Genomic DNA, 25,860 nt, shown 5'->3' with positions numbered 1-25,860 from the left:
ACCGGACGGGTCCGTATACGGCCGTCCGCCCCCGCGCCGGCTACGCCACCTTGCGCGACTGGTACTCGGTGATGTCGGCCATCGGCGGCCGTTCCTCCGTGTCCACGGAGTACGTGCGCGGCTCGAAACCCTCCGGTCCCCGCTCGAACTGGGTGAGGGACGGCCGGATGAGATGCCCGCGGGCCAGCCTCAGCTGTGCCGTGCGGTAGATCTGCGCGGCCATGCGGCCCAGCGCCTGCCCGTCCTGGTGCCGGTGCTTGCGCACGCCCACGTCGACCTGGGCGAGGGCGTCCAGGCCCACCAGGTGCAGCGCGTCGACGAGCATGCCCAGCTCGACGCCGTAGCCGACGGGGAACGGGAGCTGTTCCAGCAGCGAGCGGCGGGCAGCGTACTCGCCGCCCAACGGCTGCACGAATCCGGCCAGTTGAGGCCAGTGCATGTTCAGCAGCGGGCGGGCCATCAGCTCGGTGACGCGTCCGCCCTGGCCGGCCGCGCCGCCCAGCGGGCGGTCGTACATCGCCTTGACGAGGTCGACGCCGGGGTCGGTGAGCAGCGGGCCCACGATCCCGGTGACGAAGTCGGAGGAGAACTCCTTCAGGTCCGCGTCGATGAAGCAGACGATGTCGCCGCTGGTGACCAGCAGCGAGCGCCACAGCACCTCGCCCTTGCCGGGCACGGCGGGGATGCGGGGCAGGATGTCGTCCCGGTGCACGACCCGGGCGCCCGCCGCGGCGGCCACCTCGGAGGTGCGGTCGGTGGACCCGGAGTCGACGACGACTATCTCGTCGACGAGCGGGACCTGCTGCATGAGGTCGTGACGGATGATCGCGACGATGTCACCGACCGTCGCTTCCTCGTTCAGTGCGGGCAGCACGACGGAGACCGACTGGCCCGTGCGGTGCTTCGCGGCCAGAATCTTGTGGAGCGGCCGATCGGTCAGGGACCAGGAGCGGGTGCTCAGCCAGTGCTCGACTTCCTTCAGCACGTTGCGCGGCTCCTCTGCGTTCTCTCGGCGAGGGCTGGTCACAGACAGTGAGTCTGTGATCCATCTCGCGGTTCGGACGGCTCACTCAACTGTCCTGGCCTTCGGTTACAGTCTTGAACAACGCTGATGACCATCGCATGTCGGGGGCCGTCGGCGGGACAATCGCATACACAACTGAACACCGCTCATCCAGAGGGGCAGAGGGATACGGCCCGATGAAGCCCCGGCAACCCTCCAGCCGGTCTTGTCACGCAGGTACACGCTGACGTGGTGAGGCTCCCGGCTCGGGAAGGTGCCAAATCCGTCTCACGGCGAGATGCGTCGTGAGGAAGATGAGGAGAAAGGGCCTCGCCTCCATGGCTGCGCAGACTGTTGCAAGCACCACGAACTCCGCGAAGACGGACACGACCGCCGCGGATCCGAACCCCACGAGCACCGTTGATCTCGGCCCCGCCGCCGCGCTGTCCTGCCGCGAGTGCGGCCACCGCGTCCCGCTCGGCCCGGTCTTCGCCTGCGAGGAGTGTTTCGGCCCGCTGGAGATCGCCTACGACTTCTCGGCCTACGACACCGAAGAGCTCCGCAAGCAGATCGAAGCGGGCCCCGCGAACATCTGGCGTTACGCGCCCCTGCTGCCCGTCCCCGCCGACGTGGCGACCAAGCCGAACATCAACCCCGGCTGGACCAAGCTCGTCCAGGCCGACAACCTCGCCCGCGAACTGGGCGTCGACGCGGGCAAGTTGTTCGTCAAGGACGACTCCGGCAACCCGACGCACTCCTTCAAGGACCGCGTCGTCGCCCAGGCCATCGAGGCCGCCCGCGCGTTCGACTTCACCACCCTCTCCTGCTCCTCCACCGGCAACCTCGCCGGCGCGGTCGGTGCCGCCGCCGCCCGGGCCGGCTTCCGCTCCTGCGTGTTCATCCCGCACGACCTGGAAGAGGGCAAGATCGTCATGGCCGCGATCTACGGCGGCGAGCTCGTCGGCATCGAGGGCAACTACGACGACGTGAACCGCTTCTGCTCCGAGCTGATCGGCGACCCGGCCGGCGAGGGCTGGGGCTTCGTCAACGTCAACCTGCGGCCGTACTACGCGGAGGGCTCCAAGACCCTGGCGTACGAGATCTGCGAGCAGCTCGGGTGGAAGCTTCCCGACCAGCTGGTCGTGCCGATCGCCTCGGGCTCCCAGCTCACGAAGATCGACAAGGGTCTGCAGGAGCTGATCAAGCTCGGGCTCGTCGAGGACAAGCCGTACAAGATCTTCGGCGCCCAGGCGGAGGGCTGCTCGCCGGTGTCCGTCGCCTACAAGGCCGGGCACGACGTCGTACGCCCGCAGAAGCCGAACACCATCGCGAAGTCCCTCGCCATCGGGAACCCGGCGGACGGGCCGTACGTGCTGGACATCGCCCGGCGTACGGGCGGAGCGGTGGAGGACGTCAACGACGAGCAGGTCGTCGACGCGATCAAGCTGCTGGCCCGGACCGAGGGGATCTTCGCGGAGACGGCGGGCGGGGTGACCGTGGGCGTGGCGAAGAAGCTGATCGACAACGGATTGCTGGACCCGACGCTGACGACTGTCGTGCTGAACACCGGGGACGGTCTGAAGACGCTGGACGCGGTTGCCGGTACCGGGCTCACCGCGACGATCCGCCCGAGTCTTGAGTCCTTCAGGGAAGCTGGGCTCGCGTCCTAGCGTCGTTGTTCGTCTGCGGGCCGGTGGGGGCTGGTCGCGCAGTGCCCCGCGCCCCTAAAAAGAAGCTGACCGGAGGTTTCATCGTGAGCGTTAGTGTCCGCATCCCCACCATCCTGCGCACCTACACCGGCGGGCAGGCCGAAGTAACCGCCGAAGGTGCGACCCTCGCCGAGGTCATCTCGGACCTGGAGAAGAACCACACCGGGATCTCCGCCCGCGTCCTCGACGACCAGGGGAAGCTGCGCCGGTTCGTCAACGTCTACGTCAACGACGACGACGTCCGCTTCGAGCAGGGGCTGGAGACGGCCACCCCGGACGGGGCCGGCGTCTCGATCATTCCGGCCGTCGCCGGCGGCTGATCGTTACCCTAGGTAACGTCGATTACCAAGAGTTCATCGAATTGCCCCCTCCGTGAGAGAAGCGGAGGGGGCAATTCTCTATGGTTGAGCGGGGTACAGTTGGGGAACGCGCTCCACTCCGCATGCCGAACGCATATGAGTACCGGCTCCGCGTGCGATGAGAAGTAGCCAAAGTGTGCAGGTCTTTTGCGCCTTATATTGCCTTTATCGGGCCCGACTTGCCCTGAAGTCGGACGAATTCTCCGTAAATTCCCGACCGGTCCTGCCCGGAATTCTCGTCGGATTGACCTGTTGCAGACGGCAGTTGGACGGATACATTCGGCCGCGGTCGACGCGTTCCGGCGCACGCCCCCAATCCTGTGGGGGGTGAGGTCTGACCCGGATCCGCGAAGTGCGGATCCGTGCAAGGGCCAGTAATAGGGGAGTTAGGCATGGCTCAGGGCACCGTCAAATGGTTCAACGCGGAGAAGGGGTACGGCTTCATCGCGGTCGACGGTGGTGCGGATGTTTTCGTCCACTACAGCGCGATTCAGATGGACGGCTACCGCACCCTGGAAGAGGGTCAGCGGGTCGATTTCGAGATCTCGCAGGGTCAGAAGGGGCCGCAGGCGGACATGGTCCGGCTCGCGACCGGCTGAAGCACGCGCCGACGAACAGCAGCGACGTTCTTCGTTCTTCACCGAAGGGCTCGTACTCCTGGGGGGTCACCTCCTGGGGTACGGGCCCTTCGGCATGCCCGGAGTCGGGACGCGTCCGGGCCGGTGCCGGGCCCGTGCCAGGGAGGTCAGAACCTGGCAGCCGCTTGCGCCCACCCGTCGCCCGACCACCACCCCTCAACGAGCCCGCTTCGCGGGCGCACCTTGCACTCGGGCATGCCGAGTGCTAATCATTGGCGTTAGCACTCTGAAGGTGAGAGTGATAACGAAGGACCGGGTCGGTGAGGCCCGCAGGCCAGGTGGTGCAAGGAACCACGGGGCAGGCAGGCCGTCCGTCGCGGGCGCCAGCGCGGTCCGGAGCAATCCACCCCAGTCCGGGAGGACCACTTCACATGGCCAAGATCATCGCGTTCGACGAGGAGGCACGGCGCGGTCTCGAGCGCGGGATGAACCAGCTCGCCGACGCCGTCAAGGTCACCCTCGGCCCCAAGGGCCGCAACGTCGTCCTCGAGAAGAAGTGGGGCGCCCCCACGATCACCAACGATGGTGTTTCCATCGCCAAGGAGATCGAGCTCGAGGACCCGTACGAGAAGATCGGCGCCGAGCTGGTCAAGGAAGTCGCCAAGAAGACGGACGACGTCGCCGGTGACGGTACGACCACCGCGACCGTCCTCGCCCAGGCCCTCGTCAAGGAGGGTCTGCGCAACGTAGCCGCCGGCGCCAACCCGATGGCCCTCAAGCGCGGTATCGAGAAGGCCGTCGAGGCCGTCTCCGGTGCCCTCCTTGAGCAGGCCAAGGACGTGGAGACCAAGGAGCAGATCGCTTCTACGGCCTCCATCTCCGCCGCCGACACCCAGATCGGCGAGCTCATCGCCGAGGCGATGGACAAGGTCGGCAAGGAAGGCGTCATCACCGTCGAGGAGTCGCAGACCTTCGGGCTCGAGCTCGAGCTCACCGAGGGCATGCGCTTCGACAAGGGCTACATCTCGGCGTACTTCGCCACCGACATGGAGCGTATGGAGGCCGTCCTCGACGACCCGTACATCCTGATCGCCAACTCGAAGATCGCCAACGTCAAGGACCTGCTCCCGCTCCTGGAGAAGGTCATGCAGTCGGGCAAGCCGCTGCTGATCATCGCCGAGGACGTCGAGGGCGAGGCCCTGTCCACGCTGGTCGTCAACAAGATCCGCGGCACCTTCAAGTCCGTCGCCGTCAAGGCCCCGGGCTTCGGCGACCGCCGCAAGGCCATGCTCGGCGACATCGCCATCCTCACGGGCGGCGAGGTCATCTCCGAGGAGGTCGGCCTCAAGCTGGAGAACGCGACCGTGGACCTCCTCGGCCGCGCCCGCAAGGTCGTCATCACCAAGGACGAGACCACCATCGTCGACGGCTCCGGCTCCGCCGACCAGGTCGCCGGCCGGGTCAACCAGATCCGCGCCGAGATCGAGAACAGCGACTCGGACTACGACCGCGAGAAGCTCCAGGAGCGCCTCGCCAAGCTCGCCGGCGGCGTCGCCGTCATCAAGGCGGGCGCGGCCACCGAGGTCGAGCTCAAGGAGCGCAAGCACCGTATCGAGGACGCCGTTCGCAACGCGAAGGCGGCCGTCGAGGAGGGCATCGTCGCCGGTGGCGGCGTCGCGCTCATCCAGGCGGGCCACGTCTTCGAGAAGCTCGAGCTCGAAGGTGACGAGGCCACCGGTGCGGCGATCGTGAAGCTGGCCCTCGAGGCCCCGCTGAAGCAGATCGCCGTCAACGGTGGTCTCGAAGGCGGAGTCGTCGTCGAGAAGGTCCGCAACCTGCCCATCGGTCACGGCCTCAACGCCGCGTCCGGTGAGTACGTGGACATGATCGCCGAGGGCATCATCGACCCGGCGAAGGTCACGCGCTCTGCCCTGCAGAACGCCGCGTCCATCGCCGCGCTCTTCCTCACCACCGAGGCCGTCATCGCCGACAAGCCGGAGAAGGCCGGTGCCGGCGCGGGCGCCGGTGGCGGCATGCCGGGCGGTGACATGGACTTCTGATCGACCCCTTCCGGTTGATCAACGGTCTTACCGAGGGCGGTACTTCCTGCTTCTGGCGGGGGGTACCGCCCTCGGGCGTGTCCGGGATCACAGGCCGAGGGGTGGGACGGTCGGAATGACGGGCTTGGCCCGGAGGTTGTTGTTGACGCATGATCGATGCATACGCACATACCGTCCGGTACCTGGTAGTCCCGAGGAGCCCCCACACGTGTCTACGACCGCCCCCGCCTCCCGAGCGGCCGAAGTCCTCGCCCGTCCGATCACCCTCAACGGCCTGACCGTCCCCAACCGGATCGTCATGGCGCCGATGACCCGGCAGTTCTCGCCGGGCGGCATTCCCGGTGAGGACGTGGTCGGGTACTACTCCCGCCGGGCCGCCGCGGGCGTCGGTCTCATCGTCACCGAGGGGACGTACGTCGGTCACGAGTCGGCCGGGCAGAGCGACCGCGTCCCGCGCTTCCACGGCGCGGAGCAGCTCGCGGGCTGGGCGAAGGTCGCCGAGGGCGTGCACGCGGCGGGCGGCACGATCGTGCCGCAGCTGTGGCACATCGGCATGGTCCGCGAGCAGGGCCAGCCGCCCTACGCCGACGCCCCCGCGGTCGGCCCGTCCGGGCTGCGCATCGGCAGTGACGAGGTCACCGGTACGGCCATGACGCAGCGGGACCTGGACGACGTCATCCGCGCCTTCGCCGAGGCCGCTGCCGCCGCCGAGCGCATCGGCTTCGACGGCGTCGAACTGCACGGCGCCCACGGCTACCTTCTGGACCAGTTCCTGTACGCGGGCACCAACCGCCGTACGGACGCCTACGGCGGCGACCCGGTCGCCCGTACCAAGTTCGCGGCGGAGATCGTGGCCGCGGTCCGCGAGACCGTGTCCCCCGAATTCCCGATCATCTTCCGCTACTCGCAGTGGAAGCAGGACGTCTACGGTGCCCGGCTCGCCGAGACCCCGGAGGAGCTGGAGGCGATCCTCGCGCCGATCGCCGCGGCCGGCGTCGACGTCTTCCACGCCTCCACCCGCCGTTACTGGCTCCCCGAGTTCGAGGAGACCGGGTCCGACCTCAACCTCGCGGGCTGGACGAAGAAGCTCACCGGCAAGCAGACCATCACCGTCGGCTCGGTCGGCCTCGACGGGGACTTCCTCAAGGGTTTCCGCGGCGAGGGCGCCCCGGTCAAGGGCATCGACGATCTCCTCGACAGCCTGGAGCGCGACGAGTTCGACATGGTCGCGGTGGGGCGGGCGCTGCTTCAGGATCCGGAGTGGGCGGCGAAGGTCCTGGCCGGCCGGGTGGAGGAGCTGGCGCCTTACGACGCGGCGGCGCTGCGCTCGCTGAGCTGAGCTGGGCTGAGTTGGGCTTTTGTTGTGCGGCCGGTGGGGGTGCGCCGGAGGGTTTCTCGCCCCCGCCGCCCCTGCCCGTCCCGTCCCTGGGGGCTGCGCCCCCAGACCCCCGCTTCGGCCTGAACGGCCTCGTCCTCAAACGCCGGACGGGCTGATTTTGTGAGCCTGTGTCGAAATGGTGCCGGCCGGGGTGGGTTATCCCGGGCGGTCAGCCCGCGATGCGGGCGAAGAACCCGAGGGCTAGTGCGTACGGCGCCAGCAGCAGGAGCATGGGGCGGAGGGCACGGCCCTCTTGGTCGCCGCCGACGGCGTAGGCGAGGGCGCTGGAGAAGCTGCCGCTCATGGCCGCGCTCGGGGTGAACCCGAACACGTCCCCCCAGCCCTCGATCACGACCGAGGCGCCCGCGTGGCCGACGACGGCGAGCAGGGCGCAGACCATGTTGAGCCGGTCGTGCAACGGGCGCCAGACCGCGCCCCCTTTGCGCCCGTGTCCGGTGAACCGGGCGATGCCCGCGTACAGCAGCGCGGGCAGACCCGCCGCCACCAGCAGTACGGCCCACATGGCACCGGTGTCCGGGTCTCTCGTGAACCCCATGATGTCTTCTCCGCCCTGCCGCTCCGGCCGTCGTCCCCTCGTGCACGAAGCTCCGTGGGCGTGCGTACGGTGATCGTATGACTTCCGTCAGCCGGGTGGCCACGGTCGCCGATCTCGATGCCGTCGTCGCCACCTTCACCAGTGCTTTTCTCCATGACCCGGTCTGGGGGCCCGCGTTCCCGGACGAGCGGCGGCGGGCCGGGCAGGCGGCCGTGATGTGGCGGGTCTATGCCGGCTCCGCGCTGCGGTATCCGTGGACGCTGGTGACGCCGGGCGTCGAGGCTGCGGCGATCTTCATTCCGCCGGGTGGGGTCGAGTTGACCGAGGAGGAGGCCGGTGGGCTGGAGGGGCGGCTGGCCGCGGTGACGGATGCGGAGACCGCTCGCGCGATCATGGTTGTTGGGGAGCAGTTCGAGGCGGCGCATCCTGCCCAGCCGTTCTTCTACCTGACCATCCTGGGCACGCATGCCGACCACCGGGGCAAGGGGCTGGGCATGGGGCTGGTGGCCGACGGGCTCGCCCGGATCGACGCGCTCGGCGAGCTTGGCGCTCCCGTGTATCTGGAGTCGACCAACCCGGTCAACAACAGGCGGTACGAGAGCGTCGGTTTCGAGGCCCGGGACGAGATCGTCACCTCAGGTGGCCAGGTCGTTACGACCATGTGGCGTCCGGCCACCCGTTGAGCCGTGGCTATTGGTGAGGGGTCCCGACTCGGGCTAGCGTGCCGGAACATGAAGATTCTCCACCTGTCCGACACCCACCTGGAGCGCACCGACGCCCCCAACCGGCACGGTGTCGACGCGACCGACTCGCTACGGCTGATGCTCGCCGAACTGCGGCACCAGCGCGGGGTGGACGCGATCGTCGTCACCGGGGACCTCGCCAACGACGGGGCGGTGGAGGCGTATTCGGCCGTACGGGAGCTGGTGGGCGGGTTCGCGCGGAGGATGGGCGGGGTGCCGGTCTTCTACACGACCGGGAACCACGACGAACGCGAGGCGTTCGGGAAGGTGTTGGGGAGCGGGCACCTGGCGGCGGACGGCACGGATCGGGTCGTATCGGCTGTGTTTCCCGTGGAGTTCGCGTGCGCGGCCGTGAGTGACGTGGGCGGATACCGGTTCATCACGCTCGACTCCCTGGTGCCGGGGAAGGTGTACGGGCGGCTGAGCGCGGCCCAACTGGACTGGCTGAAGGAGGAGTTGAGCACGCCGTTCGGGAACGGCACCGTCCTCGCCTTCCACCACCCGCCGATCGCCCTCGACGTACCGACCCAACAGGCCTTCGGGCTGCGGAATCCCGGGGAGCTGGCGGACGCGATCCGGGGGAGTGACGTACGGGTCGTCCTCACCGGGCACTTCCACCTCCAGCTCTTCGGCTTCCTGGAGGCGACGCCGGTGTGGGTCACGCCGGGTGTCGTCAACCGGATCGACCTGACGACCGCGTACGGCACCGAGCGGGCGGTGCGCGGCGCCTCGGCCTCGCGGGTGGAACTTGGCGGTGACACCGGGCCGATGTTCCACACCCTCCACGCGCGCGATCCACGGGCGCACGAGACGGTGTACCAACTGGACGCGGAACAGACCCGGTCGGTCATCGAACGGGAGCGGGAGCGGGAGAACGGTGGCGCGGATGGTGCTGTGACCGCGTAGGTTCGCCGGGGCAGCACCGGTTCGGTGCGTTACCCACTGTCACTTTCCTGCGACCTGATCCGCCGGACAGGCCCTAGCAGGTCGCCGTAACTCCCGTGCCTTTGAAAAGCTTCAGGTCCACCGCCGCCGCGAGCGCCGCCGCGCCGGAGTCGCTCGGGTGGACGCCGTCGCCGGAGTCGAAGACGGGGGCGAGTCGGGAAGCATCCCGCGGATCGGACACCTCGGACGCGAAGTCGACCAGAGGCCAGTCGGACTGGGCGCGAAGCGCCTCGTTCACGGCGGCCCTCGTCGTCTCGGCGCCCGCCGCGCGGAAGGTCTCGTAGACGCTGCCCATCATCGGCGTCAGGGTGCCGATGATCGGGCGGATGCGGTGCTCGTCCGCGCGGCGGGCCAGTGCGAACAGTGCGTCGGTGATCTGCGCGGCCGTGGCGCCGAGGCCGACGTCGTTGAGGCCGGCCAGGAGCAACAGGTGGGTGGCCTCCCGGGTGCCCAGCACGTCGCGGGAGAAGCGGTCGGGGAGGGTGGGGCCGAACAGTGGGCCCAGGAGGCGGTTGCCACCGATTCCAGCGTTGAGAACGGTTCCGACTGAGCCGATCCTCCGCTGGAGGTGGTCGGGGTAGCGCTGGTCGAGATCGGCCGAGGTGCCGTCGCCGCGCGTGATCGAGTCGCCGAAGGCGACGATGACCGGCCCGTTCGCGGGGGCGTTTGTCAGGACCCGGGTGATCCAGTAGAGCGATGTGAAGCGCTCGCCGGAGCCGAGCACCTCGCCGGTCCGCTGTGCGGAGTGCAGGTAGGCACCGGCCTCGGCGTTGTCGCCGAGTGTGAAGTCGACCGTCAGCTCGTGCCCGGCGTCGAACATCAGCAGGACCGGATCGCTGGTCGCGGTCCCTCCGGGCGGGACCTCCCAGGATGTCCGGCCCTCGCAGGTCACCGGCAGGTCGGCGTCCGCGATCGTGACCGTGTCGAAGACCAGTGGCGTGCGGCCGAACTCGTTGCTGAGCACCAGTCGCAGCGTGGTGCCCCCGCGCAGGACGCGGACACGCTGCCGCACGGTCTCCGCCGTCGCGAACGTGCGCGGCTGCGGCATGAACGGCGGTGTTCCGGCCGGATCCGCGAGTGCGGCGAGGTAGGCGGTGGTCCAGGTCACGAGGACATCCCCCAATTAATCGACATCCATCAATGTCTTTGACGATAGTCGATGCGATCGGTGACTGTCGATATCCTGAGCGCATGATGGCAACCGCCGACCGCCACCCCGCCGCGCAGGACCTCCGGCTGGTCAAGGTGCTGGCCGCGCTCGCCGACCCGGCGCGCGTCAGCATCGTCCGCACTCTCGCCAGGCTCGGCGAGTCGCCCTGCGTGGATCTCCATCACGCCGCGGGTCTGACGATCAGCCAGCCGACCTTCTCGCACCACCAGCGCGTGCTGCGGCAGGCAGGCGTGCTGCGCGAACGCGTGCAGGGCGCGCACCGGATCGTCAGCCTGCGGACCGAGGATCTCGACGCCTGTTTCCCCGGCCTGCTGGCCGCCGTGCTCGGCACTCGCCCCGACCTCGTTCGATAGCGCTGCGCCAACGCCCGCCACCCCGACGCCCTCGCAGCTCAACGCAGCGAGCGCGCCCGCAGGCGAGAGGGGCTGCAAGGGAGAGGGGGCGCTGCGGGCGGACGCTCACTCACCGCCGCCGCCTGACCGACCCGGCAAACCTTCCGGGTCACAGCACTAGTGTGATGCGCCAGAAATCCTGAAGGTTAGTTCTGCTCTGTCTTCTGGCTGTCGGTTCCGACTTTGGTGAGGTAGTCGGCGAGGGAGTTGAGGATTTCGTCGGCGGTCTTGGTCCAGGTGAAGGGCCGCGGGTTCTTGTTCCAGGTGTCGATCCATGCGGTGATGTCGTCCTCCAGTGCCTTCACGGAGGTGTGGACGCCGCGGCGGATGAGCTTGTCGGTCAGCAGACCGAACCACCGCTCCACCTGGTTCATCCAGGAGGAGCCGGTGGGGGTGAAGTGGACGTGGAAGCGGGGGTGTCTGCCCAGCCACATCCTGATCTCGGCGGTGTTGTGGGTGGCGTAGTTGTCGCAGACGAGGTGGACGTCGAGGCCGGCGGGTACTGCCTTGTCGATCCGGACCAGGAACTTCTTGAACTCGATCGCACGGTGGCGGCGGTGCAGTGCCGATATGACGGTGCCGTCAGCGATGTTGAAGGCGGCGAACAGGCTGGTGATGCCGTGCCGCAGATAGTCGTGGGTCCGGCGTTCGGGCATGCCCGGCATCATCGGCAGGACTGGCTGGGACCTGTCCAGTGCCTGGATCTGGCTCTTCTCGTCCACGCAGAGCACGACCGCTTTCTCTGGCGGGTGGTGGTACAGGCCGACGACGTCGACGACCTTGGCGACGAACTGCGGGTCGGTGGACAGTTTGAAGGAGTCCTGCAGGTGGGGCTTGAGGTCGAACTTCTTCCAGATCCGGCCGATGGTCGATTTCGACAGGCCGGTGCGCTGGGCCATCGAGGCCCGTGACCAGTGCGTGTCCTGGCCCGGGACCGACTCCAGGGTGGCCACGACGACCTCCTCGACCTGGTCGAGGAGGATCGAGGGCGGGCGGCCCGAGCGGGGCTCGTCGTGCAGGCCGTCGAGGCGTTTCGCGATGAACCGGGCCCGCCAGCGGTCCACGGTCGACCTGTCGATGCCGAGGTCGGCTGCGGCCTGCTGGTTCGTCCCGCCCTCCGCGCAGCGCAGCACGATCTTGGCCCGTAACGCGAGGAACTGGGCGGTCTTCGCCTGCCGCGCCCACTGCGTCAACTGCCTGCGCTCAGCATCGTCCAGGACCAGGTCGGCCTTCGGCCGGCCGATCCAGCCGGCGTCCTCAAGGCCGGCCACCCGCTCCGCGGCGAAAGCCCGCCGCCACTTGCCCACCGTCTTGGCCTGAACACCAACGATCCGCGCCACAGCCGCGTTTGACGTGCCGTCAGCACACGCCAGGATGATGCGGGCCTTCTCGGCCGAGCGCCGGTGCGGCAATTCCGTCCGGCGCACCAACTCAGCACGCTCGGCCTCGGACAACGTGATATCCACAGCAGAAGGCCCCGGATGCGACATGCCAACAGGGTAGTAACTAACCTTCAGGATTTCTGGCGCATCACACTAGCGGGACTTGAACCAGGCGACCGAGACGATCAGCGCCGCGCCGATCGCGGCACCGGCGAACTCGTAGGCCGCGTGGTACGCCAGGTCGGAGCGTTCGGTCACGGCCCAGTCCCGGCCGGCGTAGAGCGGGATGCCCGTCACCTGTTCCTCGTCGTACTCGAAGGCCAACCCCGCTATCTTTCCCCGCCCTTGGTGTCCGTCGGGCAGCCGCCAGGTGCCCGTGCAGCGGTCGTTCGACTCGCAGTGGACGTACCCCTCGGTGATCGTCCGGTCGCCGTCGACGAACCGGTGGACGTTCCTCGCGGCGAACCACAACGGCAGCGCGAGCGCGCACAGACACGCGACGAGCACCACCCGCTGCCACCAGTTCAACCCCTTGAATGTGCTCAAAGGTTCCCCAGCGGCTCGATGTCCACGTGCACCGGCGTACCCCACACCCGCAGCACCTCGTAGTCCGTGAACTCGTGCACCAGCCGGTACGCCATCGCGGGCCGCGAACCCCGGCGCTGGGCCGCGAGATACAGCTCGGCCTCGTGCCGGTCGCGGCGCGGGGTGCCGCACAGCTGCCAGGCCTGGCCGTTCCACAGCTCGGGCAGCCAGCGCTGCTGCGCCTGCGGGCGGTCCTCGCGCACGCCGTAGCGGGACGGTGTGGTGTCGGTGGGCCGGGGCGCTCCGGGGCCGTTGATCTCGGAGCGGCGGGCCGCGCGGCGCCGGGTCTCGCAGAGCAGGCACAGGTCGGGGGCGTCGGCGTCGACCGGGCCGTTGGGGTGTTCCGGGCAGCGGGTGGTCGGCGCGCCGCCGCTGACGGTGTCGTCCAGCAGGTCCAGGGCGCGCTTGAGATCCGCCTTGACCTCGTGCAGCCGGGCGTCGGGGGTGTCGGACGTCAGCGCCTCACCGTGCTCGCCGAGGAGACGGAGGGCGCGACCTAGGGCGGTCTGCTGGGCGTGGTTCATGGTCCTGTCGACGATAGTCGGCTTTGGCGCGGGCTGGTTCCCTTGGCGGGAGCGCCCGGTCTCCGCTCAGATGGCCGGGTGCGCTTCACGTGCCCGGACACGGTGCGCGAGGTGGCCGAGCAGTACGGCGTTGACCAGCCCGCACAGGGCGCAGCCGGCGGCGAAGAGCGGCGGGCTCAGCCAGGAGAGATCGGGGAGTTCGGCCGGTATCGACACCGCAAGGGGGACGAAACTGAGCGGCGCGGTGGTGATGAGCGGCCAGACACCGGCGAAACCCGGGTCCGGCAGGACGTACGCGGCGCCGAGGAAGAACACCACCGAGGCGGTGACCGCGGCGAGGTAGACCCGCGCGGGCCAGTTGTCGACGGCGGGCGCGAGCAGGGCACGGAGGCGGGCGGGACGCGCCGCAGGGGGTGCTGTGGGGGGCGCCGCGGATTTCGTCACCAGGGCGCCGATCACGGCCGCGTTCACCAGCGCGCACAGCACGACCCACACCGTCCAGGCGCCGATGGCCGACACCTGTGCCGTCCCGTCCCCTTCGGCGCCGGGACCGAAGGGGAGGACGATGCCCAGCAGGGAGAGGGGCGCGGTGAGTACCGAGGGGGCCAGGGCGACGGGACTCTCCGGGGAGAGGAACATCGCCGCGACCGAGACGCCTACGACGCCCAGGTAGGCCCGGGCCGGCCAGTTGTCCGTGGCGAGCGCGAGGAGGCGGCGCGGACGGGAGGGATGCGGCATCGAGGCGTCCTTCAGGTCGGTCCGGGTTGGTGTCACAACGGTGGACCGAGGGGCGCGCCCAGGCATGAGTACGGGTACCCATGGGAGAGGGGCGGAAGGACTCAGTTCGTCAGGCTGTCGACGAACGCGGACCATGCGTCGGCCCGGAAGACGAGTTTCGGGCCGAGGGGGTTCTTGGAGTCGCGGACGGGGACGATGGTGGGGTGGCCGTCGGCTACTTCCACGCAGTCACCGCCATCGCCGCCGCTGTGCGTTGACTTGCGCCAGCGGGCTACTTCGAGGCAGTCGCCGCCGCCCCCGCCGCTGTAGCTCGACTTGTGCCAGGTGGCCGTGCTCAGGTCGTAGTCAGGAAGGATCCTCATGGGTGTAATCCTGCGCCAACGCCTCGATCATGGCCAGGGACTTCTCTGGCGAGAGCGAGACAGCCGCCAGGAGTTCGAAGGTCAGCCTCAGTTGGGTGATGGTGGCGGGGTCGTCCTCCAACCGTCCGGTGCGAACTCCCTGAAAGTAGACGAGCGGAGGGGCGTCCTCGAAGTCCATGAGCTTCAGGGAGCCCTCCGTCGCCGTGTGCGCTCCCGCGCTGAAGGGCAGTACCTGTGTGATGACCCGGCCCCGGTTGCTCAGGTCCGCGATGTGGCGCAGAGCCTCCGCCATTACCGACCGGCCACCGATTTCCCGGCGTAGCGCAGCCTCGTCAAGCACGGCCCACAACAATGGCTTTGTTGGGTGGCCGAGCAGGCGGGTCCGTGCGATCCGACCGTCCACCCACTCGTCGATCGTCTCCTCGGGCGCCGTCGGGTCGTACGCACGGTTCACGGCTCGTGCGTACGCCGGTGTCTGGAGCAGTCCGGGGATCAGCATCGGTGCGTACTCACGGATCGCTGCAGCCCTCGCTTCGGCCTCCGCCGCCTCGGCGAAGTGCTCCGGATACCTCGACTTGGCCGCAGCCCCGCAGTTCCGGGTGAAGAAATCCTCCGTCCCCAACTCGCCGTCCAACATCCGCGCGTACTCCGGCAGCATCCGCCGCGTCCCCGCCTCCAACTGCCCGATGAACGAACCGCTCACGAACAGCCGCTGCCCCAACTCCTCCTGGCTGAGGCCCGCCTTCTCGCGGGCGTGACGGAGTTCGGCGCCGAGCAAGGCGCGCGGTGACGACGACGGGTCGAGGTCCTTCTGTCCTGCCACGGCAACTCCCTGTCCGACACCCGATGTTGTTGGGCCGCCCTGTCTGGCCAGGTTAGACATGCGACAGCCACGCTGTGTTGCGAACAGTGAACTCTGTGTGGAGGTGTAAGGAATGCTGCGGTCGACGGAAGAAGTCGTCGCTTCGCTCCGGGAGGCGCTCACCGGCGTAGGTGTCGCCCTGCCGTCCCTGGGTGTGGACCCGGTGACGGGTGCGGGCGAGGAACCGTTCGCGTTGGTGGTGCTGGGGCGTTGCAACGTACGTACCGCCGAGAAGCTGGCGTCCGTACTGCGCGGTGAACGGCCGCCGGTCGGGGCGCACGCCGTGGACGTGCGGGACGGGCGGATCGGCGAGGTGATGGGGCACGTGGGCGGGAACGTGCAGTTGCGGCCGGTCTGCGGCGGCCGGGAGTGGGACTGCCCACCGGAGTCGACGGGGCCCGCGGCACAGGAGGAGGTGCTGCGGGCCCGGGTACGGGAGCGGAACCGGGAGGCTCGGCTCCCTTGATGTGAACGGCATCGTGGAAAACGGACGCTCCCAGGCGGACGCCGAATCACCCAAGCCCGCCATGGCGTCGTTCCATTAAGTACGGACGCTCATGACACCGCGTGCCTGTCGGATGGATTCTGGCCGGGTGAGTACAGATCCTGAACGTATTGGTCGGGCCGTGGCCGTGGCCGTGGCCGTGGGCTTGGCTGTTTTTGAGCTGTTGGTTCTAGGCCTGATCTGGTTGTTCTGGATTTCGTCCTACTGGTCGGCCTTTGACGCGCAGGACTACGGAGCACCGCCGGGTCCCTACCTGCAGAAAGCCATGTTCGTGGCGGCAGCCGCCCTGGTTGCAGCTGTTGTAGCCGGAGTCCGCCGGATACCTGTGGTTGCCGTCACCCAACTTGTCATGGTCCTCGCCATTTGCGCGGCCCTGACCAGCGCGAAGGTCGCTGGTGAACGCATTTACGAGTCCTCCTACCGGGATGCCTGTCTCTCGGGTCTGGCCTGTGACGCACCTTCGCCCCCGCGATGAGACATCGTTCAGTCTTCGTACGGCACCGGACGAGCGGTCAGGGCGTCCAGGACGACACGGTCGGCGAGCGGCTGCCGCAACTCCACCCGCACGTTCTGTTCGATCAGTTGGGCGGTGCAGGGGCCGCTTCGCGCTCCCGTGACGGAGGCGTACAGCACGATGCTCTCGTCCGTCTCCAGCACGTTGACGACGGGGCCGTCGTCGCAGGCTCCGTGGGTGGCCCGCACCGTGAGGGAGCGGCCGTCCGCCGCCGTCCCGGCGAGCCGGGCGATACTCCAGAGGCCGCCGGCGGATCCTTGCGGAGCCCGTCCGATCGGCGGCTCGGGCAGCTTCGACGGGGTGACGGCGACCTGTTTGAGCGGGGCGTCGTAGCCGTCGAGAGTGAACAGCCAGGCGGGAACAGTCGCCGTTCCCCGGTTCGTGGTGATCGTCGTTTCGCCGAGCTTCACTCCCGTCACGGTGAGCCTGGCTCCCTTACCGCTGTAGTGGGCGAACGACTGATACGCCGTGTTCAGGCTTGTCCCGTAAACGATCTTCGAGTCGATGGAGAATGGCTGCTCGGTCGGCGGCCGCCCTATCCGGCGAGGTTGAGGTTGTGCAGCCGGGCGATGCCGAGCATGGCGTGGTGGACGCCCTCACCCTTCAGTCGGCAGTCGCGGAGGATCTTCCAGGTCTTCATCCGGGCGAAGACGTGCTCGACGCGGGCACGAACCTGTTTGTGCGAGCGGTTGTGCTCCCGCTTCCAGTCGGGCAGTTCCTCGCCGGGCCGGCGGCGGTGCGGCATCACGAGTCCGGTGCCGGGATAGCCGCCGTCGGCGATGGTCATCGCCTTGCCGACGGCGCCTTTGGCCCTGGATTCCGCCCATGCCTTGCAGTCGTTCCGGTTGCCGGGCACCGGCTGGCCGACCACGACGACCAAGCGGGTGTCGGCGTCGATGACGACCTGATGATTGGTGGAATAGCGATAGTTCTTGGACTGCTCGGCGACCGTGTGGTCTCGGGTGGGCACCAAGGTGCCGTCCACGATGAGCACCGTGTCCTTCGCGAAGCGTTCCCGGGGCTTCAACGCGAGGAGTGGGCCGATCTAGTCGATGATCCGATCGGTTGCGGACTTCGAAATGCCAGATAGCAGGGCGAGCTGGCGCATCGTCAAGTTCGTGCGCCAGTAGGCCGCAACGAGCAGCACGCGATCCTCCAACGACAGGCCCCAGGGCCGTCCGCGCCGGACAAGATCGGCCCCCTCGCGCCGAAGCGCGGTCACTGTCTTGTGGAACTGGCGCGGATTCACGCCGGTGAACGGGGTTATCCAGGACGGCTCAGACGCCGTGATCACACCAGCCATGCGGTGATCGTCTCACCGCGGTGGTGCGGCTGGACCAGGACTTGATCACGAGAGTGGCGGCGGGAAGAGTGAGCGGCATGACGGACTCAGCAGACCTGGCGCTGGCGCACCGCCTGGCAGATCAGGCAGATGAGATCGCCCGGCACCACTTCCGTGCACCCGGCCTGTGTGCCGAGGGCAAGAGCGATGGAAGTCCGGTTACCAAGGCCGATCGGGAGATCGAACGTGCCCTGCGTGCGTCGATCCGCGCCGAACATCCCGGCGACGCGTTCATCGGAGAGGAGTTCGGTGCCCATGGTCGCAGCAGCCGCCGATGGATCATCGACGCTATTGACGGCACGGCGAGCTTCATCGCGGGCGATCCGGAATGGAGCACCCTCATCGCCCTTGAAGCACACGGCGCCGTGACCCTGGGCATGGTCTCCGCCCCCGCACTCGGGCGGCGCTGGTGGGCAACACCAGGCACTGGCACCTGGACAGGGCCATGCCCCTCCGATCCGTCAGCACCGCCGAGCCGTCTCACGCTCACGGCAGGCGGAAGCGCCAAGGACGCTGCCATCGGAATCTGGCCTCCGCCGTCCCGGCTGAGCGAATCCGAACGCGCCGCTGCCGCGCGACTGGCGGCAGGCACTGCAACCGTGCTCCCCCCGCTCGACTGGTCAACGCCAGACCACCTCACGCCGCCACCCAGCAAACCGTCCACCAGATCCGGTACTTGCCACGGAGCCCTCCTGGTCGCGACAGGAAAGCTCGACGCCTTCCTCCTGCTGGGCGCCGGGCCCTGGGACATTGCCGCAGTGATCCCGATCGTCGAAGAGGCCGGCGGCACCTTCAGCGACCTCTCCGGCCAGCGGCGAACCGACACAGGCGCAGCCCTGTTCGCCAAGCCCGGCCTCCACCAGCACCTCCTGAACTTGGCCAAAGCCCCTAACTGACCTACACGCAACGGCTGTTTCACCCCGCCACATGCGTTACGGGACAAGCCTTCGGCTCCATCAGCGGACGGCTCAGCGTGCTTCCGCTTCTCCACGCCACCTTCCCCTGCGTGATCGCGGTGGTCGGCAGCTTGCCGCTCCGGACGATGGTCCCGCTCTCGAAGGCCCGCTTGTCCGCCTCGTTGTGCCAGCCCGATTCCGGGGGCTGCGTCGTGTCGGCCATCGGGTAGTAGCCCCGGCTCCAGGCCGCGGCGGCCGCGGACCCCGGCCAGGCGTCGGCCACTTCACGAGCGCGCTTCTCCTGCGTTTTGAGCGACTGGCTTTTCGTCCGCCCGTCGCCCGCGCTCCGGTCATCGCCGCAACCGGCAAGGAGACAGGCACCCAGGAGCGGTGCGAGCACCAGCCCCACGAGGTGGTTCGCTTGCGTGTTCATGGAGTCCCCTTGGGCGTTGCCGACGACGGATTCCCAGCTGAGCGGATGACGCGGAGGCTCTTCGACTCCGGCCACCAGCGCCTGTCCGCACCTACGACGCGGAAGGGGGACTCCACGTTCACCGACCGTCATGCGCCGTCGCTACGCGCCCACCAGCGCGGGTGCGAGCTCGCGCCACGGCTCGGTCGGTACCTCGAACGGCGACTCCATCAGGACCTGCACGCAGACATGGTCGGCGCCCGCGTCCAGATGCTCGCGTACCCGGTCGAGGATCGCCGCCTCGTCGACCCACACGACCAGCGCCTCGGCCAGCTTGTCGGAGCCGCCGCGCACCAGGTCCGTCTCGCCGAAGCCGCCCCGCAGCCAGTTGTTGCGGTAGTTCGGCAGACCGGTGTAGATGTCCAGGTGGGCATGGGCCCGGCGCAGCGCGGTCTCGCGGTCCTTGGTGAGTACGGCGCCCAGCTCGACGGCCACGATCTTGTCCCGGCCCAGGGCCGCACGGACCTCGGCGGTCTGGGCCGGTGTCACCAGGTAGGGGTGGCTGCCGTCGGCGAGTTCGCGGGTCACCTCCAGCATCCGGGGGCCGAGGGCGGCGACGAGGACGGGCGGGCGGGGCGCGTCGGCCTCGGCGGCGTAGAAGGTCGCTCCCTCCATCGCCGTGAGGTACTCGCGCATGGCGGCGACGGGTCTGCCGTAACTACCGCCGCGCACCCGCTCGACCAGCGGCCGGTGGCTGACGCCGAGCCCGAGCACGAACCGGCCGCCGTAGGCGGCGGACAGCGTGCGGGACGCCGCGTTGGCCGCTACCGCGTCCCGCGCCCAGATGTTGGCGATGCCGGTCGCCACGCGCATGCGCCCGGTGGCGGCGAGCAGCAGTGCCGCCTGGCTGAAGGCCTCCCTGCCGTAGGCCTCGCCGAACCACAGTGTTCCCCAGCCCTGTTCCTCCAGCTCGGCGGCGATCTGTCCGGCCGCCGCCGGAGGCACCGCGTCCAGGCTCGCGGTCCAGATCCCCACGCGGCCGAGCCCCGCTTCTTCCCTCACTGTCATGCCGGGACAGTAGGGGCTGGGGTCGGTCGGAGGCCGTGACCGTGCCGCTCACGGTCCTTGACCGGGGTGTTCGTTCAGGCGCCGGGCTGGTAGGAGCGGGGCGCGGAGCCGGTCCACCGTTTGAAGGCGCGGTGGAAGGCGCTCGGTTCGGAGAACCCCAGCTGATGTGAGATGTCCTCGATGGAGGTGGTGCCCGCGGCCAGTGCCACGATGGCCACATCGCGCCGCAGCTGATCCCGGATTTGCTGGAACGAGGTTCCCTCGGCGGCCAGTCGGCGGCGCAGGGTCTGCGCGCTCACCGCCAGCCGGGCCGCGATGTCCTGCGGGTCGGGCATCCGGTCCGGCAGCGACTGCCCGAGCAGCCGGCGGACCTGGGCGGCGGCGGTGCTGCCGTAGTCCAGGCGGGCGAGTACGTCGTCCGGGGCGCGGCGCAGGAAGGTGCGCAGCCCCGACTCGTCCTGGAGCACGGGCAGTTCGAGCACGGAGCGGTCGAAGACCAGGGCGGTGCGCGGGGCCCGGAAGGTGCACGGGGCGCCGTAGAGGAGGTCGTATTCGAGCGCGTGCGGCGGTGCCGGGTGGCTGAACTCGACCCGGGTGAGGCTGATCCGGCGGCGGATCAGCCAGCCCGTGAAACGGTGGGCGACGACGGTGGCGGACTCGGCGAGGTAGTGATCGGGATCGTCGAAGGCGCTGAGGTCGAAGACCACCTGCGCCTCGTTCGTCTCCTCCGCGGGCTTCTCCTCCACGTGGAACCGGGGTCCGCCGGGGAACAGTCGGTAGAAGGTGCTGCTGCGGTTGATCGCGGTCCGCAGATCGGGGCTGCAATGCACCACGGCGTGGCACATCATCGCGAAGGTGCCCACCTTGAGGGGCTGTGGTCCGAGGCCCTGGAACTCGTCGTCGAGTGCCTGCCACACGGCTTTGGTGAGCCGGGCGAACTGCCGGGGCGACACCCGGGCGAGCGGGACCTCCAGCAACTGCGGTGGGATGGCGGCCTGTTCGAGGAGCGGGGTGATGTCCACACCGTGCCGCTCGGCTCCGCGCAGCGCGGCCCGTACGTGGTGGATGGCGACCGAGCGGGTCGGCGCGCCGTACGCGGGAGGTGCGTCGTCCTCGGGAGGTGCGGGCATGGCCGCCGATCGTACGGGACGCGGAGGTCAATGGCCGTGAGCGCTGCGGTCATGACGGCCCACGGTGCCGCGCGCCTACCGTCGGACCGTGATCAGAAACGGGTATTTCGACGAGGCCCACGAGGCGTACCGGACCGCATGGCGCGGCTTCATCGAGCACGAGATCGTGCCGAGGCAGGCCGACTGGGAGCGCGAGGGGATCGTGGGCAAGGACGTCTGGCGGCTCGCGGGTGAACAGAACCTGCTCTGCCCGTGGGCCGATCCCGCCTACGGCGGCCTGGGGCTGGCCGACCTGCGGTACGAGCAGATCGTGATCGAGGAACTGGCGGACGCCGCCGAGTCCGGCTTCGCGGTCCCGTTGCACTCCGGCGTCGTCGCCCCGTACCTGGCCGAGTTCGGCACCGAGGACCAGAAGACCCGCCACCTCACCCGCGCGGTCTCCGGCGAGACGGTGCTCGCCATCGCGATCACAGAGCCTGGTGCCGGCTCGGACGTGGCCGCCATCCGCACGCACGCGGTGCGCGCCCCGGACGGGAACGGCTGGCTGCTCAACGGCGCCAAGACCTTCATCTCCAGCGGCCTCAACGCCGATCTCGTCATCGTCGCCGCCCGCACCGGTGAGGACCACACGATCGGCCTGTTCCTCGTGGCCGCCGGTACCCCTGGCTTCACCCGGGGCCGCAAACTGGACAAGCTCGGCCTGCGGACCTGGGACACCACCGAGTTGTTCTTCGACGACGTCCATGTCCCGGACGCCGATGTGCTCGGGCGGCCCGACCAGGGATTCGCCCTGCTGATGCGGCAGTTCGCCCTGGAACGACTGGGCGTCGCCATGGGCGCGGTGGCTCACGCCGGGGCCGCGCTGCGGGAGACGGTCGCCTACACCAAGCAACGCACCGCATTCGGGCGGCCGTTGGCGCGATTCCAGGACACCCGTTTCCGGCTGGCTGCGATGCGGGCAAGGATCACCTCCGCCCAGGCCTTCGTCGACACCTGCGTCCTCGCCCACAACCAGGGCACCCTCACCGCCGACCAGGCCGCCGAGGCGAAGCTCGTCACCACCGAACTGCAGGGCCAGGTCGTCGACGACTGCCTGCAGATGTTCGGTGGCTCCGGCTATCTGTGGGAGTCCCCGATCTGCCGCCGGTACGCCGACGCCCGCATCCAGCGTATCTACGGCGGCACGTCCGAGATCATGAAGGAGATCATCGGCCGCTCGATGGACCTGTGAGCTCTGCTTCAGGAGTGGTCGAGGACGTTGCCGTTCGTGCAGTGGTTGTGTCTTCTTCATGACCGGGGGAACGGTCACGCCCGGGATGCGTCGCCAGGCATTACCCCGCTCAGCCCCACCAAGTACGTCGCCGCGAAGCCCACCGCGTACCCCGTCAGCAAGCCGCCCCCGTAGATCGCCGCCGTCGTCCCCAGCCCTCTGTTCCCCGCCAGCAGCGGGAACAGGGCCCAACCCGAAGGGCCGATCGCCGTCGCGCCCACCTTGTCGCCGAGGGTCGCGAAGAAGCCGACGAACGCGCCGCCCGCCGCGCCGCCCGCGCAGGCGGTCAGGAACGGGCGGCCGAGGGGGAGCGAGACGCCGTAGACGAGGGGTTCGCCGATGCCCAACAGGCCTGCGGGGAGTGCTGACTTGATGGTCGTGCGGAGTGAAGTGTCGTGGCGCAGGCGGAAGTAGACCGCGACCGCCGCACCTACCTGGCCCGCGCCCGCCATCGCCAGGATGGGCAACAGGACGGTGTAGCCCTGCTGTTCGATGAGGGTGGTGTGGATGGGGATGAGGGCCTGGTGGAGGCCCAGCATCACCAGGGGGAGGAAGAGGCCGCCCAGGATCAGGCCCGCGAAGGGGCCCGTGGTGGAGAGGAGCCAGTTCGCCGCCATGCCGATCGCCGTGGAGATCTCGCCGGCCGCGTACATGAGGCCGTAGAGCGTCGCCAGGCCCGCGACCAGGACCGTCAGGGTGGGGGTGACGAGGACGTCGAGGGTCGCGGGGACCCAGGTGCGGCACCACTTCTCGACGTATGTGCCGAGCAGCGCGGCGGCCAGCGCGCCCAGCACTCCGCCCTGGCCGGGGGAGAGGGCGACTCCGAACGCCGTCACCTTCGCCACCCCGGGGTACACGACGACCGCCGCCACCGCCCCGCCCAGCACCGGCGTCCCGCCGAACTCCTTCGCCGTGTTGTAGCCGACGAAGACCGAGATGAGGGCGAGGAACGCGGAGGCGATGGCGGAGAGGGCGGGGGTCAGGCCCGGTAGCCAACTCATGTTGATCAGGAGGCCGTTGAGACCGGCCAGGATCCCGCAGCCGATCAGGGCGGGGATGAGGGGGACGAAGATGTTCGCGATCCGGCGCAGGAGGAGTCTGGCGGGGGTCGCGTTGCGTACCCGTCGCGCCTCTTTCAACTCCGCGCCTTGCGCTGCCAGTTCGCCGCCCGTACCCGCCAACTTCTCGAACTCCGGGGTCACTCGGGCCACCACCCCCGGCCCCAGCACGATCTGGTACGTGCCGTCGTCCACGATCCCGAGCACGGCCGGCAGCGCCCGCAGCCCGTCCTCGTCCACCCGTGACCGGTCGGCCAGGCCGAGCCGGAGGCGGGTCATGCAGTGGGCCACGGAGGTGACGTTCGCGGGGCCGCCGATCAGGGGGAGGAGCGCGGCGGCGATGTCGTACGGAGTATCCACCCCCTGAGCGTGCTGGTCAGCCGCCCGCAGCGGTCAGCGCCGCGCGCAACCGGCCCCCGGACTCCTCCAGAAGGCGGGCGGCCGTCGGGCCGTCGACCCCGGCGAGGACCACCAGGATCGCGTTCTTCACCTCGCCGTCGGTCGCCGCGAGGGCCCGCTCGATCTCCGTGTCGTCGGCGCCGGTGGCGAGCGCGACGATACGGCGGGAGCGGGCGCGCAGCTTCTCGTTGGAGGCGCGGACGTCGACCATGAGGTTCCCGTACGTCTTGCCGAGCCGGATCATCGTGATCGTGGACAGCATGTTGAGGACCAGTTTCTGGGCCGTGCCCGCCTTCAACCTCGTTGATCCGGTGAGGAGTTCGGGTCCTACGACGACCTCGATGCCGTGCTCGGCGGCTGCGGCCAGCGCGCTGTGCTCGTTGCAGGACAGGCCGATGGTCAGCGCGCCGAGGCCGCGCGCGTGCTCGACGGCGGCGATCGCGTACGGGGTGCGGCCGGAGGCGGAGACGCCGACCACCGTGTCGTCGGCGGTGAGCGAGAGCGCGTCGAGGTCGGCCTCCGCCAACTCGCGGGAGTCCTCCGCCCCTTCGACGGACGTGACCATGGCGGCCGGGCCCCCCGCGATCAGTCCGACCACCTGGGAGGGGTCGGTGTTGAAGGTCGGCGGACACTCGGACGCGTCCAGCACGCCGAGCCGTCCGGCGGTACCGGCACCCATGTAGATCAGCCGGCCGCCACGCCCCATCCGGTCGGCCACGGCGTCGATCGCGGCGGAGATTTCAGGGAGACGGCGAGCGACCGAGGCAGCCACCGTGGCGTCCTCGGCGTTCATGAGCCGGGCGATGTCGAGGGTGGGCAGTTGATCGATCCCGGCGAGTTCCGGCCGGAAGGCTTCCGTGGTGAGTGACTCCAACTCGGTACGGAGATCACGGGGGTTGGACGTAGAGGTCATGGATCAGCGGCTCTTTCACGTGTGCGGTGTGAGGTCGTGCTCGTCTGGCCCGGCTACCGGCGGTGCCGATGCGCCAGTGCCTCGTACGACGCCGACAACGCCGGCGCGGCCTGCTCGTACGTCCGCTGTGCGACCCCGATGAACAAACAGTCCACCACCAGCAACTGACTCGTACGCGACGACATCGCTGCCGGCCGCAGCTCACTCTCCCGAGCCGTGGACGTCGTAAGAATGTGATCGGCGTACTGCGTCACCGCCCCGTCCGGCCGCCCGGTGATCGCCACGGTCGTGGCCCCGTGCTCGAAGGCCACTCTCAGCGGCTCGATGACGTCACCGGTGGACCCGGAGTGGGTGATCGCGATCGCCACGTCCCCGGCCTTGAGCTGCACGGCGTTGGTGACGGCGAGGTGCGGGTCGCTGTGGGCGTGGGCTATGAGTCCTATGCGCAGGAGTTTCTGGGCGAGGTCCTGGGCGACGAGCCCGGACGCGCCGACGCCGTAGATGTCGGTACGGCGGGCCGCCGCGAGCGCGGTGACGGCCGCGCCGAGCTGCGCGGTGTCGAGGCCGGCGGCCGTGTCGGCGAGGGTCTGCTGCTCGTCGTAGGCGAGTTTCGCGACGACGTCGGCGATCGGGTCGTCGACTGCGATGTCGGTGGTGAGGGCGGGCGCCCGCCCGGACTGCTGCTGCGCGGCGAGCCCGGCGAGGGCCAGGCGCAGGTCGCGGTAGCCGGGGTAGCCGAGGATGCGGGCGGTGCGGACGACGGTGGCCTCGCTGGTGCCGGTGAGTTCGGCGAGGCCGGTGACGGTGAGGGCCGCGCAGCCGGCCGGGTCGGCGGCGACGGTCTCGGCGACGCGCTGCATGGAGCGGGTCATGGAGGGGGCGAGGGTGCGCACCTTGGCGGCCAGGGCCGCGGGTGGCGTGCTCCCGGAACCGTTTCCGAAAATTTCCTTCACGTCCTGGGTCACCCTTGAAAGATATTTTCGAATCCGGGTTGTGGTCAAGAGTG

At 69.2% G+C, this 25,860-nt stretch carries 28 protein-coding genes, 1 pseudogene and 1 riboswitch; of the genes and pseudogenes, 12 read left to right on the top strand and 17 right to left on the bottom strand.

Annotated features, from left to right (window positions below; genetic code table 11):
• Positions 1-40: 40 nt before the first annotated feature.
• The gene (locus OH768_RS23210; protein ID WP_093628329.1) at positions 41-985 is read right to left on the bottom strand and encodes a glucosyl-3-phosphoglycerate synthase; all 945 of its coding nucleotides are present in this window, start codon (positions 983-985) and stop codon (positions 41-43) included.
• 182 nt (positions 986-1,167) lie between these two features.
• Positions 1,168-1,324, top strand: a riboswitch (SAM riboswitch).
• A 17-nt stretch (positions 1,325-1,341) separates the two neighbouring features.
• On the opposite strand from OH768_RS23210, the gene thrC reads away from it, so the two are divergent.
• From thrC to OH768_RS23185, 5 genes are all read left to right on the top strand, one after another.
• The gene (gene thrC / locus OH768_RS23205) at positions 1,342-2,673 is read left to right on the top strand and encodes a threonine synthase (protein ID WP_406456514.1); all 1,332 of its coding nucleotides are present in this window, start codon (positions 1,342-1,344) and stop codon (positions 2,671-2,673) included.
• Between the two features lie 83 nt (positions 2,674-2,756).
• A complete protein-coding gene (locus OH768_RS23200) occupies positions 2,757-3,032 on the top strand; it encodes a MoaD/ThiS family protein (protein WP_328682262.1) in 276 nt (91 codons plus the stop codon).
• Between the two features lie 431 nt (positions 3,033-3,463).
• A complete protein-coding gene (locus tag OH768_RS23195) occupies positions 3,464-3,670 on the top strand; it encodes a cold-shock protein (protein WP_007493268.1) in 207 nt (68 codons plus the stop codon).
• 410 nt (positions 3,671-4,080) lie between these two features.
• Entirely contained in the window at positions 4,081-5,709 is a 1,629-nt protein-coding gene (groL, locus tag OH768_RS23190) for a chaperonin GroEL (RefSeq protein WP_033281228.1), read from the top strand.
• A gap of 208 nt (positions 5,710-5,917) precedes the next feature.
• Positions 5,918-7,048 carry an NADH:flavin oxidoreductase gene (locus tag OH768_RS23185; protein WP_406456511.1) on the top strand — a complete coding sequence of 377 codons (1,131 nt, stop codon included), beginning with the start codon at positions 5,918-5,920 and terminating at the stop codon, positions 7,046-7,048.
• Positions 7,049-7,256: 208 nt separating this feature from the next.
• On the opposite strand, the gene OH768_RS23180 is transcribed toward OH768_RS23185, so the two are convergent.
• Positions 7,257-7,643 (bottom strand): hypothetical protein, encoded by a 387-nt coding sequence (locus OH768_RS23180; protein WP_406456509.1) that lies wholly within the window; start codon positions 7,641-7,643, stop codon positions 7,257-7,259.
• Positions 7,644-7,720: 77 nt separating this feature from the next.
• Between OH768_RS23180 and OH768_RS23175 the strand changes: the two genes are divergently transcribed.
• Together OH768_RS23175 and OH768_RS23170 are read left to right on the top strand one after the other, a co-directional pair.
• Positions 7,721-8,326 carry a GNAT family N-acetyltransferase gene (locus OH768_RS23175; protein ID WP_406456507.1) on the top strand — a complete coding sequence of 202 codons (606 nt, stop codon included), beginning with the start codon at positions 7,721-7,723 and terminating at the stop codon, positions 8,324-8,326.
• Positions 8,327-8,374: 48 nt separating this feature from the next.
• The gene (locus OH768_RS23170) at positions 8,375-9,292 is read left to right on the top strand and encodes a metallophosphoesterase (protein ID WP_406456505.1); all 918 of its coding nucleotides are present in this window, start codon (positions 8,375-8,377) and stop codon (positions 9,290-9,292) included.
• A 73-nt stretch (positions 9,293-9,365) separates the two neighbouring features.
• On the opposite strand, the gene OH768_RS23165 is transcribed toward OH768_RS23170, so the two are convergent.
• Positions 9,366-10,439, bottom strand: coding sequence for a GDSL-type esterase/lipase family protein (locus OH768_RS23165; protein WP_406456503.1), 1,074 nt, complete (start codon positions 10,437-10,439; stop codon positions 9,366-9,368).
• A gap of 83 nt (positions 10,440-10,522) precedes the next feature.
• On the opposite strand from OH768_RS23165, the gene OH768_RS23160 reads away from it, so the two are divergent.
• Entirely contained in the window at positions 10,523-10,855 is a 333-nt protein-coding gene (locus OH768_RS23160; protein WP_406456501.1) for an ArsR/SmtB family transcription factor, read from the top strand.
• A 185-nt stretch (positions 10,856-11,040) separates the two neighbouring features.
• Here OH768_RS23160 and OH768_RS23155 read toward each other — a convergent pair whose 3' ends face one another.
• The 6 genes from OH768_RS23155 to OH768_RS23130 form a co-directional block, all read right to left on the bottom strand.
• Entirely contained in the window at positions 11,041-12,360 is a 1,320-nt protein-coding gene (locus tag OH768_RS23155) for an IS630 family transposase (RefSeq protein ID WP_406456499.1), read from the bottom strand.
• 69 nt (positions 12,361-12,429) lie between these two features.
• Complete coding sequence (locus OH768_RS23150) at positions 12,430-12,822, bottom strand: hypothetical protein (protein ID WP_400975730.1); 393 nt, start codon at positions 12,820-12,822, stop codon at positions 12,430-12,432.
• A complete protein-coding gene (locus OH768_RS23145) occupies positions 12,819-13,385 on the bottom strand; it encodes a hypothetical protein (RefSeq protein ID WP_359606793.1) in 567 nt (188 codons plus the stop codon). The genes OH768_RS23150 and OH768_RS23145 overlap by 4 nt, the downstream gene beginning before the upstream one ends.
• A gap of 66 nt (positions 13,386-13,451) precedes the next feature.
• Positions 13,452-14,123: an SCO4225 family membrane protein gene (locus OH768_RS23140; RefSeq protein WP_406456496.1), complete on the bottom strand. Its 672-nt coding sequence runs from the start codon at positions 14,121-14,123 to the stop codon at positions 13,452-13,454.
• A 101-nt stretch (positions 14,124-14,224) separates the two neighbouring features.
• Positions 14,225-14,485 carry a DUF397 domain-containing protein gene (locus OH768_RS23135; RefSeq protein ID WP_406456494.1) on the bottom strand — a complete coding sequence of 87 codons (261 nt, stop codon included), beginning with the start codon at positions 14,483-14,485 and terminating at the stop codon, positions 14,225-14,227.
• Complete coding sequence (locus tag OH768_RS23130) at positions 14,469-15,308, bottom strand: Scr1 family TA system antitoxin-like transcriptional regulator (protein ID WP_406456492.1); 840 nt, start codon at positions 15,306-15,308, stop codon at positions 14,469-14,471. Before OH768_RS23130 ends, OH768_RS23135 begins: the two co-directional genes overlap by 17 nt.
• Positions 15,309-15,420: 112 nt before the next feature.
• On the opposite strand from OH768_RS23130, the gene OH768_RS23125 reads away from it, so the two are divergent.
• Positions 15,421-15,813 carry a hypothetical protein gene (locus tag OH768_RS23125; RefSeq protein ID WP_359606799.1) on the top strand — a complete coding sequence of 131 codons (393 nt, stop codon included), beginning with the start codon at positions 15,421-15,423 and terminating at the stop codon, positions 15,811-15,813.
• A gap of 127 nt (positions 15,814-15,940) precedes the next feature.
• The gene (locus OH768_RS23120) at positions 15,941-16,327 is read left to right on the top strand and encodes a DUF6234 family protein (protein ID WP_406456489.1); all 387 of its coding nucleotides are present in this window, start codon (positions 15,941-15,943) and stop codon (positions 16,325-16,327) included.
• Between the two features lie 8 nt (positions 16,328-16,335).
• On the opposite strand, the gene OH768_RS23115 is transcribed toward OH768_RS23120, so the two are convergent.
• Both OH768_RS23115 and OH768_RS23110 read right to left on the bottom strand, forming a co-directional pair.
• The gene (locus OH768_RS23115; protein WP_406456487.1) at positions 16,336-16,785 is read right to left on the bottom strand and encodes a hypothetical protein; all 450 of its coding nucleotides are present in this window, start codon (positions 16,783-16,785) and stop codon (positions 16,336-16,338) included.
• A 116-nt stretch (positions 16,786-16,901) separates the two neighbouring features.
• Positions 16,902-17,669 (bottom strand): annotated as a pseudogene (locus OH768_RS23110) (transposase).
• A gap of 77 nt (positions 17,670-17,746) precedes the next feature.
• Between OH768_RS23110 and OH768_RS23105 the strand changes: the two are divergent.
• Positions 17,747-18,604 carry an inositol monophosphatase family protein gene (locus tag OH768_RS23105; RefSeq protein WP_406456485.1) on the top strand — a complete coding sequence of 286 codons (858 nt, stop codon included), beginning with the start codon at positions 17,747-17,749 and terminating at the stop codon, positions 18,602-18,604.
• A 19-nt stretch (positions 18,605-18,623) separates the two neighbouring features.
• Here OH768_RS23105 and OH768_RS23100 read toward each other — a convergent pair whose 3' ends face one another.
• The 3 genes from OH768_RS23100 to OH768_RS23090 all read right to left on the bottom strand — a co-directional run bounded on the left by OH768_RS23100 (position 18,624) and on the right by OH768_RS23090 (position 21,214).
• Positions 18,624-19,037: a hypothetical protein gene (locus tag OH768_RS23100; protein WP_406456483.1), complete on the bottom strand. Its 414-nt coding sequence runs from the start codon at positions 19,035-19,037 to the stop codon at positions 18,624-18,626.
• A gap of 141 nt (positions 19,038-19,178) precedes the next feature.
• Positions 19,179-20,084: a TIGR03620 family F420-dependent LLM class oxidoreductase gene (locus OH768_RS23095; protein ID WP_406456481.1), complete on the bottom strand. Its 906-nt coding sequence runs from the start codon at positions 20,082-20,084 to the stop codon at positions 19,179-19,181.
• Positions 20,085-20,158: 74 nt separating this feature from the next.
• Positions 20,159-21,214, bottom strand: coding sequence for an AraC family transcriptional regulator (locus tag OH768_RS23090; RefSeq protein ID WP_406456479.1), 1,056 nt, complete (start codon positions 21,212-21,214; stop codon positions 20,159-20,161).
• 88 nt (positions 21,215-21,302) lie between these two features.
• Here OH768_RS23090 and OH768_RS23085 point away from each other — a divergent pair, with 88 nt between their 5' ends.
• Complete coding sequence (locus OH768_RS23085; protein WP_406456477.1) at positions 21,303-22,445, top strand: acyl-CoA dehydrogenase family protein; 1,143 nt, start codon at positions 21,303-21,305, stop codon at positions 22,443-22,445.
• 74 nt (positions 22,446-22,519) lie between these two features.
• On the opposite strand, the gene OH768_RS23080 is transcribed toward OH768_RS23085, so the two are convergent.
• Genes OH768_RS23080 through OH768_RS23070 form a run of 3 tightly spaced genes read right to left on the bottom strand, consistent with a single transcriptional unit; the run spans position 22,520 to position 25,819 of the window.
• On the bottom strand, positions 22,520-23,902 hold the full coding sequence (locus OH768_RS23080) for a PTS transporter subunit EIIC (RefSeq protein ID WP_406456475.1): 1,383 nt from the start codon (positions 23,900-23,902) through the stop codon (positions 22,520-22,522).
• 16 nt (positions 23,903-23,918) lie between these two features.
• A complete protein-coding gene (gene murQ, locus OH768_RS23075) occupies positions 23,919-24,854 on the bottom strand; it encodes an N-acetylmuramic acid 6-phosphate etherase (RefSeq protein ID WP_406456473.1) in 936 nt (311 codons plus the stop codon).
• A gap of 53 nt (positions 24,855-24,907) precedes the next feature.
• On the bottom strand, positions 24,908-25,819 hold the full coding sequence (locus OH768_RS23070; RefSeq protein WP_406456471.1) for a MurR/RpiR family transcriptional regulator: 912 nt from the start codon (positions 25,817-25,819) through the stop codon (positions 24,908-24,910).
• Positions 25,820-25,860: the final 41 nt, after the last annotated feature.

Origin of the sequence: Streptomyces sp. NBC_01622, assembly GCF_045209635.1 — a bacterium.
Classification (GTDB): domain Bacteria; phylum Actinomycetota; class Actinomycetes; order Streptomycetales; family Streptomycetaceae; genus Streptomyces.
Note: the sequence above shows the minus strand (reverse complement) of the source record. Positions and strands in the feature narration are given on the sequence as shown.

Coding starts and splice junctions, on each gene's coding strand:
- OH768_RS23090 (WP_406456479.1), bottom strand. CDS start 21,214: ATGCCCGCACCTCCCGAGGACGACGCACCTCCCGCGTACGGCGCGCCG.
- OH768_RS23105 (WP_406456485.1), top strand. CDS start 17,747: ATGACGGACTCAGCAGACCTGGCGCTGGCGCACCGCCTGGCAGATCAG.
- thrC (WP_406456514.1), top strand. CDS start 1,342: ATGGCTGCGCAGACTGTTGCAAGCACCACGAACTCCGCGAAGACGGAC.
- OH768_RS23095 (WP_406456481.1), bottom strand. CDS start 20,084: ATGACAGTGAGGGAAGAAGCGGGGCTCGGCCGCGTGGGGATCTGGACC.
- OH768_RS23135 (WP_406456494.1), bottom strand. CDS start 14,485: ATGAGGATCCTTCCTGACTACGACCTGAGCACGGCCACCTGGCACAAG.
- OH768_RS23160 (WP_406456501.1), top strand. CDS start 10,523: ATGATGGCAACCGCCGACCGCCACCCCGCCGCGCAGGACCTCCGGCTG.
- OH768_RS23175 (WP_406456507.1), top strand. CDS start 7,721: ATGACTTCCGTCAGCCGGGTGGCCACGGTCGCCGATCTCGATGCCGTC.
- OH768_RS23195 (WP_007493268.1), top strand. CDS start 3,464: ATGGCTCAGGGCACCGTCAAATGGTTCAACGCGGAGAAGGGGTACGGC.
- OH768_RS23125 (WP_359606799.1), top strand. CDS start 15,421: ATGCTGCGGTCGACGGAAGAAGTCGTCGCTTCGCTCCGGGAGGCGCTC.
- OH768_RS23140 (WP_406456496.1), bottom strand. CDS start 14,123: ATGCCGCATCCCTCCCGTCCGCGCCGCCTCCTCGCGCTCGCCACGGAC.
- groL (WP_033281228.1), top strand. CDS start 4,081: ATGGCCAAGATCATCGCGTTCGACGAGGAGGCACGGCGCGGTCTCGAG.
- OH768_RS23100 (WP_406456483.1), bottom strand. CDS start 19,037: ATGAACACGCAAGCGAACCACCTCGTGGGGCTGGTGCTCGCACCGCTC.
- OH768_RS23145 (WP_359606793.1), bottom strand. CDS start 13,385: ATGAACCACGCCCAGCAGACCGCCCTAGGTCGCGCCCTCCGTCTCCTC.
- OH768_RS23180 (WP_406456509.1), bottom strand. CDS start 7,643: ATGGGGTTCACGAGAGACCCGGACACCGGTGCCATGTGGGCCGTACTG.
- OH768_RS23170 (WP_406456505.1), top strand. CDS start 8,375: ATGAAGATTCTCCACCTGTCCGACACCCACCTGGAGCGCACCGACGCC.
- murQ (WP_406456473.1), bottom strand. CDS start 24,854: ATGACCTCTACGTCCAACCCCCGTGATCTCCGTACCGAGTTGGAGTCA.